A 14,115-nucleotide genomic window follows, 5' to 3' on the forward strand; every position below is an offset into this window, starting at 1 on the left:
CGAACCGCCAATGCCTGGGGTAATCCCACGCTTTTCGGCTATTGGCGCAACATGGGAAACACGTATGCATTCACGTAAACCTTTTTACATTTTGGTGGCATTACTTTTTATTGTCGGTTTAAGCGCCAGCATCTACCGCGGCGTTAAGCATCAGGTGCCTTTTCTCCCCGGCGAGCAAGTGCAAAGCTGGGCGGTAGACGCCAAGATAAGCTTCGATGGCACAGGGGATGCGGCCGAAGTGTCCTTCTCTTTACCACAGGATCCCGCCTATGAAGTCTTGGTCGAGAACGCCAGCTCCCCAGGCTTTGGGCTGTCCCTGAGTGATGATAAGGACGCGCGCCGTGCCAATTGGTCGATTCGCGAGGCCTATGGCAGCCAAGATCTCTATTATAAAGTGACCCTAGTGCCGACGGGCGTGACCCAAATCCACAGCGACGAAATCCCAAGTCAACCGGAGCCTTACCTCTGGCCCGCAACCGAGAAGACCGCCGCGGAGCAAGTGATTAACGAAACCTGGGCGCGCAGCGCATCGAACTTGTCCTTCGCCCAGCAATTAATGAATGCAATCACGGCCACTAAGCGCAGCCAGAATATGGAGCTACTGCTGTCAAGCCAAACCGCGACGCAAGTGTTTTTGCACATGCTGCAAACCAAGGGCATTCCCGCCCGTGAAGTCAGCGGACTCTACCTTGAAGATCAGCGCCGCCGTCAATCCCTGTCCCCCTTTGTGGAAGTGTTCCATAACGGCGAGTGGGTGTTATTCGATTTAGTTAAAGGCAAGCAAGGCCGACCAGAGAACTTACTGCTGTGGGAACGTTCGGGCCATTCCGTGCTCGATGTGATGGGCGGCGTGAACTCGCAGGTGCATTTCTCGATGTTGCAAGATACTCGCTCGGCATTGGCGACATCCATCGATATGATGATGAATAACAATGCCTTGGATTTTTCACTCTACCAATTACCGCTAGAAGAACAGAGTCTATTCAAGGGCATTTTATTGATCCCCATCGGGGTGCTGATGGTGGTGTTTTTACGGGTGATCATTGGGGTGAAAACCTCAGGCACCTTTATGCCAGTCCTTATCGCCCTCGCCTTTATTCAAACCAGTTTAGTTACGGGCTTAGTTGGCTTCTTACTGATCGTGGCCTGTGGCCTGATGATCCGTTCTTATTTATCCCAATTGAATCTGTTGCTGATCTCGCGAATATCGGCGGTGATCATCGTCGTTATCGGCATTATCGGTGTCTTTACCTTACTGTCTTATAAATTCGGTTTAAGCGAAGGACTGACGATTACCTTCTTCCCGATGATTATTTTGGCGTGGACCATCGAACGTATGTCTATCCTGTGGGAAGAAGAAGGCCCGAAAGAAGTGATAGTGCAAGGCGGTGGTAGCCTAATGGTCGCCACCCTAGCCTACTTAGCCATGAGCGCCAGTTGGGTACAACACTGGGTATTTAACTTCCTTGGGATCCATTTAGTGATCTTGGCCTTAGTCCTATTAATGGGCCAATACACAGGTTATCGCCTACTGGAACTCAAACGCTTTAAACCACTCGCGGGAGATGCCTAATGAATATTGCTTGGCCATGGGAGCTTCGCGCGCGCGGCGTGCTCAATATGAATAAGCGCAATATCGATTACATTGGTCGCTATAATCCGCGTAAATTTTATAAACGAGTGGACGATAAGCTGCTGACTAAACAGTTGGCATTGGCCAATGATATTGCCGTGCCCGATTTAATCGCCGTTGTGCGCGAGCAGCACGAAATCGTGCATATTCCCGAGCGCGTTAAGGGCCGCACAGGGTTTGTGATCAAACCTGCCAAGGGCTCTGGTGGTAAAGGCATTTTAGTGATCACCCATATCGAACAGGGACGTTACTATAAACCCAGCGGGCATGAAGTCAGCCCATCGGAATTGGATAGACACGTGTCCAATATCCTCAGCGGTTTATTCTCCCTTGGCGGCAAACCCGATGTGGCGATTGTCGAGGGACTGATTGAATTCGATCCTGTGTTTGATGGTTACAGCCATGAAGGCGTGCCCGATATCCGCTTGATTGTCTTTAAAGGTTTTCCGGTGATGGGAATGCTCAGGCTCTCCACCGCAGCCTCCGATGGTAAGGCCAATTTGCACCAAGGCGCCGTAGGTGTGGGCGTTGACATTGCCACGGGAAAAGGGTTACATGCTGTGCAATTTGATGCTCCAATTGAGTTTCATCCAGACACAGGCAAAAAACTCACCGATATCGTCGTCCCCCATTGGGACAGCTTGCTGCATACCGCATCGAGCGCATATGAAATGTGTGAGATGGGCTATTTAGGCACAGATATGGTGCTTGATCAGACTAAAGGCCCGCTGTTATTGGAACTCAATGCACGCCCGGGACTGGCGATCCAGATTGCAAATGGAAAAGGCATTTTGCCTAGACTTAAGCATGTCGAAGCCATGTCATCCCATTCAATGACAGTTGCAGAACGTGTAGCCTATGCAAAAATCCATTTTAACGGCTAGCCTGTTTGGCTGGTGTTTATCCTCCCTCGGTGCAGCCTATGCTGCGCCAAGTCCTGTGCCGCTGCTGGTTGAGCAGTGTTTGCGCCAACCCAATATCGATTTGGCTGGCGCCTTCGCCAGTTACGTCAGCACCCACCAGCTCCAAAGCTTAACACTGGCAGATAAGGCCCTAGTGTTAGAGCAGCAAACCATAGGGCTGAATAATGTCAACGACAGACTCACCTACTACCGAGGTTTGCCACTGTCGGGGGATGAGCGCCAAGGTTTACTGCAGTGTCAGTTGCGCTTGGCCGACACTTTGAGCGACTTACTAAATCAGGCGGAATTTAGCCAACTGGCGTTTGAGCTGACGCAAGCAGCATCGATAAATCATGCTGCAGCAAGTCAGGAACAGGCCTTGCTCGGCGAGCAATTAACGGCTTTATTGCGCCAACATTTATCCATTATGGATAAAGCCAAGCTGCACACGGCGCAGGCCAGCATTCGCCAAGGTTTAGGTAACCAGCAATTTCAACTGGATATTCAAGCGGCTAACTGCCAGCTCATGGATGAAGGAGCCGAGGTTAATACAGCCAATAACGATGAAGAAACGGCAAATTCAGGCACTTTTTCAGGGACTATCGCCAATTACCTGTTAAAGCAACCCAATGCCGAATGTCGGCAAACCCTGTGGCAAGCCTATCAAGGTCGAGCCAGGGAACATAATCAAGTCGCCTTACACCGTATTGCCGAGCTACGCCAACGCATTGCCAATGACGCAGGTTTTAGCGATTACGCCAGTTACAGCCTCAGCGATCAGCAACTCAATAGCCCGGAATTAGTTAAAGCCTTTCTCGATAGCCAAACCGAAGCGATTCAAGTTGCCCCTTGGGATCTTGGCCGTACCTTATCGCAATTACCCAGCGCGCAAACCACCGCCCTCAATACCCGTGAGCTGCTCGACAAGGCCTTAACAAGCTTCAGCGAATATGGTTTACGTTTTGAGGTGATTGGCGAGCATCTAGACTCGAAAGCTACTCAAACAACACTTTCTCAAACTACACTCGCACAAACGCAGCAACAAATCCTCCGCGTTTACCATATGGATAGATTATTAGGAGAAGTGTATCTGGCTATCGGCGCTCAAGATAAAGTGAATAAACCTAGGAATGCCAGTCAACACACCCTCAGGCAAAATGTGATTGGACAGCAATTTGGTCAACAGACGCTTGAGCTCCCCGCGACACTCAATAATTTCAAAGATATCGAACGCTTTACCCAAGCCCTCGCCGATGCAATGACTTCACTGGCGCGCGGCAGTCATTTTTACCTTAACAACACCTTAGGCCCGACGCTCGATACCAATCAATTACCGAGTCTTTGGCTCACGAAGGCGTTACGCCAAACGCTATTCCCCCAATTTGATACCCTATATATTCAGCCGAGGGAAACGCTCGCAAGCGCCTATGCAACGCAGCTTAAAGTCTTTCGTGCTAAGGTAACACTTAACTTTTACCAGTCCTTAAACCAGCAAAGCTATCCGGATCTTCCTGCGGAGTTTAGCAAAAGCTTTGGGGCGAACTGGACACAAGCGATTGATTACCCATACAGTTTCAATGCTATCGCCAACGAAGGCCCACGTTATTATCAATCCCTGTGGCAAGCCAAACTCGCAACGCTTGTCCATCAATCCACCCAAGACTGCCAAGATAAACTTAGTCTTTTTAATCTCCTCGTGGTCAATGAGACCGCACTCACCTTGAGCGAGCAACTGCGCGCCATACTTGGCGAACCCGTGGATGCCGCTGCGCTTATCCAAAGGATTATCCATGTCTCAGGATCTGAAAATCACCCATACACCACAACCGAAACACAAACTCACACTACCCATTGCGCTTTTTAGCGGTTTAGCCTTCTTTACCGCACAGAGTGCTTTCGCAAACACGCAAAGCTCCCCCCTAAGTCACGCTGGGCTTGAGTACTCACAAAACGTATTCAAGCCAAACGCCGCGGATAAACCCGAATTAAGCCAAAGCGACGTTGCGCAGCTTATTCAACACAACCTTGAAACCCATCTCTATACACTCCCGCCTCGGGTGCAAGGCCATTATGGGATCCGCCTCTATCGCCTGACGGGCGATGAGCAATATGCCAACGCGGCGTTAGTCGATCTTTATGCGGTAACCGAAGCTCAAGCGTTTTATGCCTGCCAAATGGATAACCCTGAGTTTGTACGCCAAGCCTCACAAAATGCCATCGCCGAACTGGGCAATGGTCCCAGAGCCAAGGCCCGTAAAAAAGCACTCGCACCCTTTCCTGAGTTTTTATTTTACTCCGATGTGCTATTGCGATTTGCCAGTCGAATCGATGAGTTAGGCTTTACAGGTCCTTGCCATAATCAAATGATCCAAGCCCTCAAAAAGGCCGACTTACGCCAAGGTTTGACCGATCCCGCGATGATTAAAGCCTGGGCGGCGCAGCTAATTAACTATGTGTATTGGGCCAAACAATTGGGGGTAGGAGATTATCTAGAGGATTATAAAACGGCGTTTACTCGGGTTTACCCCGACGCACAGGATGCCACACTCAGCAAAGCACAGTTTCGCAATAAGCTCTACGGCATGACGCATTTTATCTTTGCCGCCAGTGAATATTATCAGCATCGGGTGGATGCCACTGAGTTTGCATGGATTTTGGATTACTTTGACGCCAACATTGAGCGAATTTTACAGGATGCGACCGACGATATTATTGCCGAAGTCGGCATTAGTTTTCTGCTAGCGGGCAAGACAGACCATCCTGTCGTGGCTCAAACTCGGACTTATATTGCCAACTCGTTCGACCCAAATAGTCAAATTATCCCCTCACCCAAGGGCAATCCTGACTTAGCCCTTGGCGAGCATCGTAATGTGCTTGCGATAATGTTGCTTAACTGGCCAGAAAGGCTCTATCCCGGCCCCTATCTGAACGAACTTAACGCGACGAAAAAGTATTTACCTATGGGCGTAACGCCTAAGGTTATCGATTAATCCATTACCCATAGTTCGAACTGATAAGAGGTTGTCACGCCGCAGCATTGCAACGCGATAACCTCATTTTCAATTAACACGATAATAGTATTGAAAAAACGATCATAGCTCGCCACTATAAGCCTCAATCTATCGCTTTTTTAGAAACCTGTCGTTTTCGACATGAGGACAACCATGACTCGCGCGAAATCCACCCTTGAGCAATGGCGTATTTTACAGGCTGTCGTCGACTATGGCGGCTACGCGCAGGCGGCAGAAAAGCTCAATAAGAGCCAATCCTCACTCAATCATGCGGTGGCTAAGTTGCAACACCAGCTTGGTATAGAACTACTCGAAGTTCGAGGCCGCAAAGCTTACCTGACACCACAGGGCGAAGTATTATTGCGCCGTTCGCGCCATGTGACTCAAGCGGTCAATGAGTTAGAACAACTCGCGAGCAACCTTGAGCAAGGTTGGGAGCCCACACTCACCATTGCCCGCGAAATCGTCTATCCGATGGAAAGTCTAGTGTGCGCGCTAAGTGACTTTTTGCCCCATAGCCGCGGCACTCGGATCATTATGTTGGACTCAGTCATCACAGGTACTCAAGAATTAATCCTTCAAAATAAAGTCGATATTGCAATTTGCGCCGGAATTCCACCGAAGGGCTATTTATCCGAGCCCCTGTGTGAACAGGAGCTGCATCTGGTTTGCCACCCGAGCCACCCCTTGGCAGAAATGGGCACCTTAGACGATGACAAGCTACTGGCGCAGCACCTGCAACTGGTGATCAAAGACACGGGCCTGCAACCCAATGTTGATATCGGTTGGTTGAAGGCCGAGCAGCGCTGGACAGTATCGAACTTTCATGAGGCGAAAGTCATTTTAAATCAAGGTATTGGTTTCTGCTGGATCCCGTCCTTCCTTATCCAAGAAGAATTAGCCGCAGGCAAACTAGTGCGCTTACACCTTCAAGGTAGCCAGAAACGGCGGATTATGCTAAGCCTAGTGATCCCGAATCGTGACCAACAGGGCCCCGCTTCAAAACTGCTGGCCTCTTATCTCCTCAAACATCATGGTGTGAGTACAAGCGATTAACCACGCTCACCTTCTTCCACCGTGTGCGGCAAAACGAGCACCAGGCTAGCAGGGAATCATTGTGGGTTTATCCTTTTAATGGCGACTGAACTTGTCATGCAGAGCATGGCTTAAGCGATTGTCCTTAATAGGCAAACGCTAGTTAGTTAAGATTTGCGGGCATCTCGAGAACGAGAGGCTAGACATTCACATCTAAGAAGCGTGGACGGTGCAGTGCTAAGGTTTGAGGATTGAACAGGCCGCGTGTATTTTGACCGCTTGAGGACTCGAGCGCCAATCCATTGGACATAATACTATCTGGCTCATAGCTAGACGAGTCACCTATCGGCTCAAGTGAAACATCATTCGAACCTGATTGATTAACTTCAGTGTTTCCCTTACTTGCCAGCGTTGCCACGGCGACCGAGCCATAGAAACGCACCGCATTACTGCCGTTTGTGGTGTGACTCGATGTGCCCTTGTTGTCACGAGACGACGCCAACCGCTGCATAGCAAGCTCTGGCGCTTCATCCTTATTTGATACGGCGCCGATCGCTAAGGTCGCCGTTGGCGGCTCAATGGTCTCTGTCTTATCAACTTCAGAGGTACTTGCTACATCTGAGGTTTTACTCGATGCAACCTGCGCCGCAATGGCTTGTTTAATCTTATCAATCACGTCTGTTACAGGCGCCGATGGTTCCTCTTGGGGCGCTGCGATATTGCCATTAGCATCAATCTTGCCTGTGACTTGAATTTGTCGCTCCTTAAGCGGTGGTAAACCTTCAATCTGTGCCTCTGCGCCAATCAGCGTTTCCATTGTCGGTTGATCAACAATCTGCTGCTGACGTTCCTCTGCAAGTTTCGCCTTGGCCTCATTCATTTTCTGCAGTGCTTCTGCGGCAACACGAATATCCGCCGAAGAAGGATCAACAGGTGCCATCGCCGCCGCATAGACTTGCTTCATCTTATTGATGGTCGCCAGTGGATCGCCAGGTACTATCGACACATCGATTTGCACCTCACCGTCAGTCGCATAACGCTGACCATCGGCACCTTTTTCATATTTGAAACTGGGGCTTTGGGCATATTGACCGCCCACACTGGCGTGAGCATGCTCATGGGCTTTGACTTCTGTGTCCCTTGATTTTAATGCATCCACTTGGGCTTTTTGCTGCTCAATTGCCTTTTCTTGCGCCTGTTTAACTTGCTCCTTCGCTACGTCTTGCTGACGAGTTTGCTCGTCCTGTGTCTGCTGAGCTTGCTTAGTTTGCTCAGCTTTGGCAAAAACCTCGGCTAACGCTTGCTGCTTTTGCTCCTGCTCTTGTGCCGCCTGTGCCCTTGCCTGCTTGGCTTGTTCATCTCGCGCATCTTGAGCCTGAATTTGTTCTGTTTGAGTCTGCTGTTGTTGCGTTTGAGCATTTGGGGGAATTCCAGCACCGACTTGGCCACTTTCACCCGAAGATTCACTAAAGACACGGCTCAACTGCTCGCTTAAACCGCTGGATTGATTGCTATCAGGAAGCGCATTTGAATTGGCAAAAGCTGAAGCGCTGGAATGTGACGCTTTACCTATAGCATCTGCACCAGCAAATTCAGTCGTAAAAGGAGTCACCACTGCACTTGAGGCATTTGGATTAATGCTATTAGACTCGGTTGAGCCAATATTCGTAGCGACCGCTGTCGATGTGGAGAAAATATTGGCTACCCCCACACTCGCGGAGCCAACACTGCTGCCAGTCGTGGCAATTATGGCCGCAAGGCTTGGGGCCAGAGGAGAAAAAGGCGTAACAGCACCACTTGGGGCGCTAAAACCAACATCCGATGCCCCCAAGGTTGACACTGAAGACTGAGTGGCTATAGCTGCAATTTGCCCTTCCCTCATTCCGCCAATCGAGCGAGGGCCTGTAAGTAAGCTAAAGCTACTTGAAGCATGAAGGCTTGTATCTAACGGAGTCGAAACAGTCTCGTTAGAATGGAGTTGTGCCTTGGCATTTCCACCGAGTGCGGTGAAAGCCTTCTGAACAGATCCAGTATCAACATGAGATGAAATCGGAGGACTAGCAGGTTTGACATCCGTCAATGAAGCGGGCAGTGTCGTACTGATTGGCATAGCTTGGTCCATCACAGCCACGAGGCTGCTTAGTGATGGTGCAAGTGCCCCACTCGCTTCGAGTTTTGGCGCATTTAGGTTAAGGGTTGAAGCGGAGAACGTTGCGACCGCCTGACCATTTCCCCCTTGATAAGTCTGACCGCCTTGAGGTTTTACGCCTTTTGCTGGCTCAATAGACTTATCCGCGCCCAAAAACGAAGTGGATGGCGCGCCAATTTGTGCTGACAGCGCCATAACCGACATAACTATACCTTGATGTTAATTATCGAACCTATGGTTTCTGACTCTCGCTCGAGTACCTCAGTCGATGCCTCACCTTGTCGCAATGATTCATTCGCCGCCAGTAACGCCGAAGTTTTATCGGGTTCATCTACCGCCTTCGCGGTTTCTGTCGGCGCAGCACTTTGCGATGAGCTGGGTTTGGCCACATCAATCGTTGCCTGCGTGAGCCCTGATTGAGCCGTTTGCAAGCCTTGCAGACCGGAAGCATAAGCAGATTGGATTTGCATAGGAGTATTCCTGCATCTGGTGATGATTGGATTAATTATTAACCAACTCTAGTGCGAAGTACAGATTTATCGCCCCTTCTAGCGGCATTTTCGAACGCATTTCTGCAAGATATTCGCACGCCATTTAACCCGCAATCCAAGCCGATTCCCAATCCTTAAAAACCGGATTAAATCCCCTAAGGCGCATCTGAGTCATGACTTGCTCAACGGTACGTTCATCGCTTATCTCAAACTGATCTAATTGGCTCTCTGGCGCCTGATAACCGCCAGGTTGCGTTGAACTCCCCGCACTCATTTGTGTTATCCCAAGTGGCAGTAAATTATCCCGAAGTGATGGCGCCTCGCGTGTCGATAAACTGATATCAAGTTGCTGATTAAAAAGCCTGAAGGCACAGATCAATTGTACCAGTCCGAGATCGGTTAAATGCACTTTTGGCGTTATACCGCCGGTACAAGGTCGTAAACGCGGTAACGAAATACTAAAGCGAGTCCGCCAATAATGCCGTTCTAAATAGTCCAAATGATGCCCCATCAGTAAGGCATCGAGTCGCCAGTCATCCAAACCCAATAATACGCCTAGGCCAATCTTATCGACACCTGCGCTGGCAACGCGGTCGGGCGTTGCCAGCCGATACGCAAAGTCCTGCTTATTGCCTCGGGTGTGATGCTTAGCATAGGTCGCCGCTTGATAAGTTTCCTGATACACCATCACAGCATCAAGCCCTAGCTCGACAAGCTGGCGATAATCAATCTCTTCAAGCGGCTGAACCTCCATGGCCAAATAACTAAACTGCTGTTTTACAATGGGTAACACGCACTTAAAGTAATCCATCCCCACTTTGGTTTCATGCTCACCCGACACCAGTAAGATGGAGTCAAAACCACGGGATTTAATAATCGCCATTTCGGCCGTAATTTCCTGCTCATTGAGCACTTTACGCTTTAACTTATTGCTCATGCTAAAGCCGCAATAGTCGCACTCGTTGGCACACAGATTTGACAGATATAACGGCAAATAGAGTCCAATATTGGCCCCAAAGCGTTGCCGAGTGAGCGCCGCCGAGCGCTGCGCCATCTCTTCGATATAGGGCTCTGCGGCTGGAGACAACAAGGCGAGTAAACTCTCTAGATTACCCTCGGGTTGCATCAGGGCGCGCTCAACCTCCGCTGCCGTGCAGGAATATAACGCCAGCAATAACTTATCCCGTTCAATGCGGGCAAATTGGTCGACAAAACTCATTGCTGCAAGAATCCCGTTAATGGACTGGTATGGACAGCCTGGGTTTGCACTCGGCCAAGCCCCGCTTCAAAGGCGCGTCGCCCGCAATCTACTGCATCCTTAAAGCACAGCGCCATTTCAATGGGAGAAGCACTGCTCGCAATGGCGGTATTAACCAGCACGGCATCGGCTCCCAATTCCATCGCGTGCGCCGCATGGGATGGCGCGCCGATCCCCGCATCAATCACCACAGGCACTTTTGCCTGCTCAATAATCATCTTAATAAAAGGCTCAGTCACCAACCCCTGATTGGTGCCAATTGGGCTTGCCAATGGCATCACGGCGGCGCAGCCGACCTCTTCTAAGCGGCGACACAGCACAGGATCGGCATGCACGTAGGGCATCACGATAAATCCGCGCTCACACAAGGTTTTGGCCGCCGCTAACGTCTCGACTGCATCGGGCATCAGGTATTTAGGATCGGGATGAATTTCAAGTTTAACCCATTGTGTTCCCAGCATTTCCCGCGCTAATTCGGCGGCGAATATCGCTTCTTTAGCATTACGCGCCCCCGAGGTATTAGGCAAGAGTCGCACGCCCGCTTGCCTAAGTGGCGATAACAAATCATCGGCCCCTGTTTTTAAATCAATTCTTTTCATCGCAACCGTAACCAACTGCGACTGAGACGCCTTAATTGACTCCAGCATCAGCTGACTTGAGCTGAATTTTCCCGTGCCCGTAAATAATCGTGACTCAAATTCCACGCCCGCAATCGTTAACATCTTAACCTCCAGCTACAACGGCAAATACATCAATCTTATCCTCGTTTTGGCACTGGATAGATGACCATCGGTGTTTTGGCACAACGGCCTCATTAAGCACTAAGGCAACCGAGTGTTGGCAAATATTTTGTGCTTCTAACAAGGCTTGTAAACTCAGCGGTTGTTGCAGTGTCTGGGGCACATTATTGATGTGAATTAAAATCATAACAAACCTCGACTAGGGACAGATTTGAATGAAACGGTTGCGGTCGAATGCTGAGTGTTAGCATTCGCCTTTTCTACGCGCTCGCTTGATTGGCGTTGCATTAATTCACTCGGCTTTAATGAATTAAGCTTTAATGAACTCGGTTTTAATCCGCACACCTCGCACTCGGGATCACGAGTTAATGCGGCCGAATGCCATTGCAGCAACTTGGCATCGAAGCGCCAGAATCGCCCAAGTAGCGCCCTCGTGGAGGCGATTGAATGGCCTGCCTCTTCGAAAGTCTGATTGGCTGTTTGCTTTGTTGCAGAGGTTGGCGGCGTGGCTAGGAGCAGTAATTGCATGGCTAGCAGCGCCTGCATCGATGCCATCACGCCGACACTGGGGCCAAGCACACCTTGGCTGCTACAGTTTTGTGGCGCGCGAGTACTTGAGGGGAAAACACAGTGATAACAACCGCCCATTGGGAAACGCTGTTGATCAACTGCAAACAGTTGGCCGTTGAAAGCGGCAATGGCGGCACTCACCAGAGGTAAGGCATGCTCAATACACAGCCGATTGATACAATGGCGCGCCGCAAGATTATCAGTACAATCAAGCACTAACCTCGTCTCTTTACCATAGGCTAACAGACCAGAAAATACAGTGTTCGCAGACTCAAGAGTCAAATGCTCGGCAAAGGCATCAATCTCACAACCTTGCGCCAACACGGCCAATTTTTGTTTAGCAATGAGGGCCTTGTGATGGCCAATATCGTCATCACTAAAGAGTAATTGCCTTGGCAGATTGGACAATTCCACCCTATCGCCGTCGACAAGCGTTAAGCGCCCAACACCGGCACAAGCCAAATACTGCGCCGCCAATTGCCCAAGGCCGCCGAGGCCTACGATAAGGACATGAGCCTGCTTAAGCATCAACTGGCCAGTCTCGCCGACTTCAGGTAAAAATATTTGCCGCGAATAGCGAATAAAGTCTTTATCGGCAAGGGATTGCGCCTGTTCTTGTGTGATGCTCATAGGCTTGACTCCCAAGCTCGCGTCAATTCGGCAAAGGCCATTATTGGATCGCTTGATTCAGTAATCGCCCGCACCACGGCAATATTGCTCACCCCAGTCGCTTTGACTTGGTCAAGATTCGAAGATCCTATGCCGCCAATTGCCACTAAGGGATAGTGCGGATTTAACAGTTCAACATAATGAGTGAGTTTGAATAATCCCTGCGGCGCCGATGGCATTTGCTTGGTGGTCGTCGGGAAGATATGCCCAAGGGCGATGTACGATGGCGCATGTTGATGGGCACGCAGCAACTCGAAATAACCGTGGCTCGAAATGCCAAGAGCCATTCCCGCTGCATGAATGGCGTTAAGATCCGTCACCGCCAGATCTTCTTGACCAAGATGGACCCCAAATGCGCCATGTTTTATCGCTAGCTGCCAATGATCATTGACAAAAAGCTGCGCATCATAATGCTTACCTAAGGCAATTGCGGTTTGGATTTGTGCCTCAAGTTCGTCCGACGCCAGCACATTAGACTTTAGCGCATTAGACTTTATCCTGAGCTGTACCGTCTTCACGCCCGCCGCCAATAACTGCTCGAGTAACAGTAAGTTATCAACAACTGGATAAATCCCTAAGTCAGGTTCAAGGCGTTTAAACGCGCCGCATTGCAAATCACTGGATTCACTCAAGCTGTTTTGAGAATAAGCTGTGACGTGAGGATACGCCGTTAAGCTGTGCGGCCAAGCGGTACGCGCCAGTGGCCCTGGGCCTTGGCCAATCCCCTGTGCATAAGTTAAGCCTTGATTGACATAGGCTTTTGCTACCACAACCGCATCCTGCAATACAAAGCCAAAGGCTAATACCGAGGCGATGGCCGAAGACAAAGTACAACCACTGCCGTGGTTATGGCGCGTGTTTATCCGCGCACTGCTCAGCCAAAAACCGCCATTCGCGTCGAGCGGTGAGCAGCCAGTAACCTGATGACAAATCAGCAGATCTTCCGCCAAACGCTGATTATCTGCGGCGATGCGATGACTTGTGATATCGCTTTTTTGTTCGCTTAAGAGATCACTGGTGTTAATGCCAGCACTTGTCTGAGTCGCAAAATCAATATCGCCGCCCTTGGCTAATACACTGCACGCTAATTGCGCTGAGAGTTGCATTGCCGCAGCGGCAAATTCTGCTTTTGTGTGAATTGCTGACGCTAGTTTGTCTGTGGCGACAGTAAGCCTTGCCAACTCCTGCACATTCGGCGTTATCAGGCTAATCAAGCCTTTAAAGGGAGCAAAATCCAGAGGTCTGCTCGCCGTGCTCTTATCGCCGAGTTCGTCTCCACAGCTTGCAACCATCACAGGGTCGAGAATAACAGGGACGAGCGGAAATTGGGTTTTAAAACCAGCCAACCAATCGGCAACTAAGTGCACTTGCTGCTGATTTGCGAGTAAACCAATCTTAATCGCCTGAGGCGGTAGATCGGCTAACAGGGTCGAGAGCTGTGTGAGTAACATTGCCTCACTCACGGGCTCAACTAACGCCACCGCCACCGAACTTTGGGCCGTTAGCGTGGTGATCACGCTGCATCCATGGCCGCCCAAATCCTTGATGGTGGCTAAGTCGGCTTGGATCCCCGCGCCGCCACCGCTGTCTGAACCGGCAATGGTCCAGACGATAGGTTTTGGCGCCACCAGGCTAATATGTTTAGCTGGGGTCATTA

General features: G+C 50.2%; 12 protein-coding genes. 5 read left to right on the top strand and 7 right to left on the bottom strand.

Annotated elements, in window-relative coordinates; translation table 11 throughout:
• Positions 1-64: 64 nt before the first annotated feature.
• From CF168_RS10960 to CF168_RS10980, 5 genes are all read left to right on the top strand, one after another.
• Positions 65-1,573 (top strand): UUP1 family membrane protein, encoded by a 1,509-nt coding sequence (locus tag CF168_RS10960; RefSeq protein WP_089067851.1) that lies wholly within the window; start codon positions 65-67, stop codon positions 1,571-1,573.
• Entirely contained in the window at positions 1,573-2,517 is a 945-nt protein-coding gene (locus CF168_RS10965) for an alpha-L-glutamate ligase-like protein (RefSeq protein WP_089067852.1), read from the top strand. Before CF168_RS10960 ends, CF168_RS10965 begins: the two co-directional genes overlap by 1 nt.
• The gene (locus tag CF168_RS10970) at positions 2,492-4,399 is read left to right on the top strand and encodes a M3 family metallopeptidase (RefSeq protein ID WP_089067853.1); all 1,908 of its coding nucleotides are present in this window, start codon (positions 2,492-2,494) and stop codon (positions 4,397-4,399) included. The genes CF168_RS10965 and CF168_RS10970 overlap by 26 nt, the downstream gene beginning before the upstream one ends.
• A complete protein-coding gene (locus tag CF168_RS10975) occupies positions 4,326-5,525 on the top strand; it encodes a DUF3541 domain-containing protein (protein ID WP_089067854.1) in 1,200 nt (399 codons plus the stop codon). The genes CF168_RS10970 and CF168_RS10975 overlap by 74 nt, the downstream gene beginning before the upstream one ends.
• A 174-nt stretch (positions 5,526-5,699) precedes the next feature.
• Entirely contained in the window at positions 5,700-6,602 is a 903-nt protein-coding gene (locus tag CF168_RS10980) for a LysR family transcriptional regulator (RefSeq protein WP_011716942.1), read from the top strand.
• Positions 6,603-6,780: 178 nt separating this feature from the next.
• Here the strand turns inward: CF168_RS10980 and CF168_RS10985 are convergent, their stop codons facing one another.
• From CF168_RS10985 to thiE, 7 genes are all read right to left on the bottom strand, one after another.
• On the bottom strand, positions 6,781-8,934 hold the full coding sequence (locus CF168_RS10985) for a putative metalloprotease CJM1_0395 family protein (protein WP_089067855.1): 2,154 nt from the start codon (positions 8,932-8,934) through the stop codon (positions 6,781-6,783).
• Between the two features lie 2 nt (positions 8,935-8,936).
• Positions 8,937-9,200 carry a chemotaxis protein gene (locus tag CF168_RS10990; protein WP_089067856.1) on the bottom strand — a complete coding sequence of 88 codons (264 nt, stop codon included), beginning with the start codon at positions 9,198-9,200 and terminating at the stop codon, positions 8,937-8,939.
• A gap of 124 nt (positions 9,201-9,324) precedes the next feature.
• Complete coding sequence (thiH, locus tag CF168_RS10995; RefSeq protein ID WP_089067857.1) at positions 9,325-10,440, bottom strand: 2-iminoacetate synthase ThiH; 1,116 nt, start codon at positions 10,438-10,440, stop codon at positions 9,325-9,327.
• Positions 10,437-11,201: a thiazole synthase gene (locus CF168_RS11000; RefSeq protein WP_089067858.1), complete on the bottom strand. Its 765-nt coding sequence runs from the start codon at positions 11,199-11,201 to the stop codon at positions 10,437-10,439. The genes thiH and CF168_RS11000 overlap by 4 nt, the downstream gene beginning before the upstream one ends.
• A gap of 1 nt (position 11,202) precedes the next feature.
• On the bottom strand, positions 11,203-11,406 hold the full coding sequence (thiS, locus tag CF168_RS11005) for a sulfur carrier protein ThiS (RefSeq protein ID WP_089067859.1): 204 nt from the start codon (positions 11,404-11,406) through the stop codon (positions 11,203-11,205).
• Entirely contained in the window at positions 11,403-12,419 is a 1,017-nt protein-coding gene (locus tag CF168_RS11010) for a HesA/MoeB/ThiF family protein (protein WP_089067860.1), read from the bottom strand. Before CF168_RS11010 ends, thiS begins: the two co-directional genes overlap by 4 nt.
• Complete coding sequence (gene thiE, locus CF168_RS11015; protein WP_089067861.1) at positions 12,416-14,113, bottom strand: thiamine phosphate synthase; 1,698 nt, start codon at positions 14,111-14,113, stop codon at positions 12,416-12,418. Before thiE ends, CF168_RS11010 begins: the two co-directional genes overlap by 4 nt.
• Between the last annotated feature and the right edge of the window lie 2 nt (positions 14,114-14,115).

Source organism: Shewanella bicestrii, assembly GCF_002216875.1.
Lineage (GTDB): Bacteria > Pseudomonadota > Gammaproteobacteria > Enterobacterales > Shewanellaceae > Shewanella > Shewanella seohaensis.